This is a genomic window from Protofrankia sp. CiP1_Cm_nod1 (assembly GCF_920888515.1).
Lineage (GTDB): Bacteria > Actinomycetota > Actinomycetes > Frankiales > Frankiaceae > Protofrankia.
Genome location: NZ_CAKKTM010000308.1, coordinates 1 through 3830, shown reverse-complemented (window position 1 = coordinate 3830; position 3830 = coordinate 1). Strand labels below are relative to the sequence as shown.

The window sequence follows — 3830 nt, the reverse complement described above, 5'->3', positions numbered from 1 at the left end:
ATCCGCAGGCGCCGCCGCCCGCGCCCGTACCGGCGTCGGCAGCGGCGGGTGTACGCCGCCGGCCGGCCGTGCTCGTCGCGCTCGCCGGGGCCGTCGCGCTTGCGCTGGCCATCGGCGTGGGAGTGTTCCTGGCCAGCTCCGGCCCGAGCGATTCCGCCGGCTCCGGTCCGGCCGCGGCGGGCACGGCGGGCAGCGCGAAGGCGGCGAGCCCCGCGAATCCGGTGGACACCGCGCCAGGTGGGCCGCCGGGCCCTGCCGCCAGCCCCCTCGGCGGCCACTGGATCGGGACCTGGGGCAACGGAGAGCGCGACCACTACGTGGCGGTGGACGGCACGAGCTTCAAAATGATCTATGATCTCGACGACGGCCGGGTGGCCGGCACACTGCGCGGCGACGTGATCGACGGCCGCTGGGCGGAGGGGGCGCTCGGCGCTCCGCCGGCCCGCTCCGGCTGGGTGCGCTTCCAGCTCATCCGGGACGGCGCCACGGTCCGTCTCGACGGGGTGTGGGGCACCGACCTGGGCGTCACGTCCGGCACCTGGCAGGTCCGGCGCGTCGACGGCAGGCTCACCCCGCAGGCCGCCCTCCGGCTGACGCGCAACGGAAGCTTCCCCGCCCCGCCGCCATGATGGACACCCCCCGGCCGGACCTCTGCCGGGTTCGTCGCAGGTGCTGCCGTCATGAGCGGACGCGGGGCACCTGGTTTCTGCTGACCGTGTCGATGATCTGGGCGGTGGGGCCGACCACGAGCACCTCGTCACCGGGGCGCAGCCGGGTGTGGCGGGTCGGCCGGTAGTTCGGGGAGCGGTCGGCCGTGCCGTCGCGCTCCGAGGAGGTGGCGACCGCGAGCGTCCGGGTACCGGTCGACAGCTCCCGCAGGGTCGGGCCGTCCAGGCCACCGCCGGCGGCCACGGTGATCCGGGCGACGAGGAACGGCGCGCGGTCGATGTAGAAGGTGCTGACGACTTCGTAGTCGAGGGCGGCGCCGACGAACCACGGTGTGGCCAGGGCGGACGCGCTGCGGGCGGTGTGGATGGCGAACCTGCGCTCGGTCTCGTCCGCGAGCGTGGTGTCGAAGATGCGCAGCACCACCCGTAGCCCCGGCTCACCCCCATTACCGGCATCGCTCCCGGATCCGCTGGTTCCGGGAGCGGCGGATCCGTTTCCTGGCCCGCCGGTTCCGGCCGGGACGGACGGCCGTGGCCGCCACCGGCGGCCGCGGCGTCCCCGCTCGGAATGAAAGTCGTCGAACGCCTCCCGGGCGGACAGGACGGTCTCCAGGTTCGCCACGTCGTCGCTGGTCAGCGCGGCCAGCGTGGTCGCCCGGGCGAGGCCGGCCTCCATCAGGGTCGCGCGGACTCTGGCGTCACCGAACACCACCGGCACCTTGAGATCTCGGACGGCAGAGAGGAAGCGGTTGTTCTCGTCCCGTTCGACGACCACCACGTCCCGCCCGGCGGCCAGCAGGCCCTCCACGGTCGCGAGCCCGACCGAACCGAGCCCGCAGACGATGACGTGACCACGCGCGGTGGTGGCGCGTCCCCGGCCGATCGCCCGTTCCAGCCGGCGGCTGATGATCACATTGGTGATGAACGCGTACACGACCGCGATGGACAGCGCTCCGACCAGGATCAGGGCGATGCCGAACGCCTGTAGCCAGTCCTTCGCGACGCCGAAGTTGAAGTCGCCGTAGCCGACGGTGACCATGGTGGCCACGGTCAGGTAGAGGGCGTCGAGGGGGCCGAAGTCGGCGGGCGCGGTGGGGTCGTTGTCGGCGTAGGTCAGGGAGAGCACCAGCGTGCCGACCAGCATGATGCTCAGCACGGCGCCGAAGGCGATCCGGAACGGGCGGTCGAACTCGGCGGCCGTGGTCACGGCGACATCCCGGATCCAAGCACACGGGCGGCGACGCCTGTCGCGGCCCGTCAGCGGGCCGGCGCGACGCACCGACAGGTCCGCCAGCGTGTTGGCGTCGTCGGCGCTGACCACCCGCACCCCGTTGTCGGCGAAGTCCTCCAGCCTCCCGAGCAGGGCGAGATGGTCGCCGACGGCGACCGGAGCGTCACGGCTCGGGCACACCTCGGCCAGTCGTTCCCCTGACCTGCGCAGCGCCACCGGCGTCAGGTTGCCGAAGATCTGCCGGAACGCTCCGGACGAGCTGACCGGGACGTCCACCACGGCGAAGACCTCGCTCCCGAGACGGAAGGCGTGCCGGACGTCGGATCTGATGCATGCCTCGACGAAGCTGTGGCCGGCCTTCTCCGCCAGGTTCAGCACCCGGGTGGTGGGCAGGGCCGCGGAGAGCTGCTCGCCGAGCTGGGTGTTGGCGACCCGGACGACCAGGCGCACCTCGGGCGCGATCTCGGTGGCGACCAGGGCCGTCTCAAGATTGTCCAGGTCGGTGTCGTGGCAGGCGATCAGTGCGGCCGCGTCCCTGACCGACGCCTGCAGCAGCGCCTCGCCGGTGTGCGTGGAGTCGGCCAGGACCGGCACCCCCCAGCGTTGGAGGCGACGGCGCAGGGCGGTGGCACCCCGTCCCTCGATGACGACCACCGGCACCCCGGCCACGTGCAGCTGTTCGGCGATCCGGTAGCCCAGATTGGTCAGCCCGCAGACGACGACATGACCGGACATGTGACCGGACAGGACCGCCACCGCACCTCCACCCGCATGATTCGATCCGGCCACCCGAAAGTATTATCCCGCCCCCTGCGTCCGGCCCCGCTCCGGCCCACCCGCGGGGGCGGGCCGGTGAGCTGGGTCACCTGGGCCTCCCGGATCGGCTTCCCGGGATCCCGGGCGGGAGAAAAACATGCTCGCGATGCCCTCGGCCATCCGGGACAGGCCGGACGGTTACCGGCCGTGCCCGATGATCCGGGGCCTGGGCCTCCGCCGGCGCGGAAAGGACGTGACTATGCTCTTCCGGTCCGGCTGGCCTCGCGGACGGCCGGAGGGCCTTCGACGGTACCGGCGAAGCCGGCGGCCAGCTCCCGCATGGCGGCGTCCAGCAGTTCCGTGAGTTCCAGGTCCTCGTGGCGCAGCCATTGTTCGTAGGCGGCGATCGCCACGCCCAGGGTGGCGTACGCGATCGCCTGCGGGGCCAGGGCGTGCTGGTCCTGGCCGATGCGGTTGCCGATGAACTCGGCGAGGACCTGCCGCCACGCTACGTAGCGCAGGGCCGAGTGCGCCTGGAGGGCCGGGGTGCGCAGGATGAGCTGCATCCGCCGGCGGTGCCAGGGGATCTCGGCGGGCTCGACCCGGTTGAACTCGATCAGTGCCTGGCGGACGGCGTCCATCAGCGGGACGTCGGGCGGGTAGGTGCGCAGGTCCGCGCGCAGCCGGGCCAGCTCCTCGTCGAAGGCGCCCCAGGCGACGTCGTTCTTGGACGGGAAGTAGCGGAAGAACGTCCGCCGCCCGATGCCGGCGGCACGGGCGATGTCGTCGACGGTCGTCCGCTCGAAGCCGCGTTCGGCGAAGAGCTCGAACGCCAGGTGCTCCAGCTCGACCCGGCTGGTGACCGGGCTGCGGCCACCCCGGCCGCCTGCCGCGCCGGGCACGGCGGGCGCGCCAGCCGTGCCGGCCGCGCCGGGTACGCGCTTTCCGCGCTGGTTCCGCATCGCCTCTTCCGGGTGGCATTGGGTGCCAATATTATGCGTGCCTGCGGTCACAGCGACTCATGTTGTCGGACGGGAGCATTCCATGCCGCACCGGATGGCCAGGTCGTGCCGGACGCGCGTGGCGGGCCCGGGCCCGGGGCCGGCGCGTGGCCGGGCGCGCTCGGCGGGCAGCCCACGTCCGGAGCATGGCCGGAAGCCGCCGGACGCGGGCCG

At 73.1% G+C, this 3830-nt stretch carries 2 protein-coding genes and 1 pseudogene; 1 reads left to right on the top strand and 2 read right to left on the bottom strand.

The window, feature by feature from the left end:
• Window positions 1-629, top strand: a pseudogene (locus tag NBX02_RS13810) (hypothetical protein); the annotation flags it as partial.
• Window positions 630-678: 49 nt separating this feature from the next.
• Here the strand turns inward: NBX02_RS13810 and NBX02_RS13805 are convergent.
• Window positions 679-2655 carry a potassium channel family protein gene (locus tag NBX02_RS13805; RefSeq protein WP_445548421.1) on the bottom strand — a complete coding sequence of 659 codons (1977 nt, stop codon included), beginning with the start codon at window positions 2653-2655 and terminating at the stop codon, window positions 679-681.
• Window positions 2656-2912: 257 nt separating this feature from the next.
• The gene (gene mftR, locus NBX02_RS13800) at window positions 2913-3617 is read right to left on the bottom strand and encodes a mycofactocin system transcriptional regulator (RefSeq protein WP_250291641.1); all 705 of its coding nucleotides are present in this window, start codon (window positions 3615-3617) and stop codon (window positions 2913-2915) included.
• Between the last annotated feature and the right edge of the window lie 213 nt (window positions 3618-3830).

Bases quoted from the DNA above. Each gene is read 5' to 3' on its own strand.
- mftR (WP_250291641.1), bottom strand. From the start codon at position 3,617: ATGCGGAACCAGCGCGGAAAGCGCGTACCCGGCGCGGCCGGCACGGCT.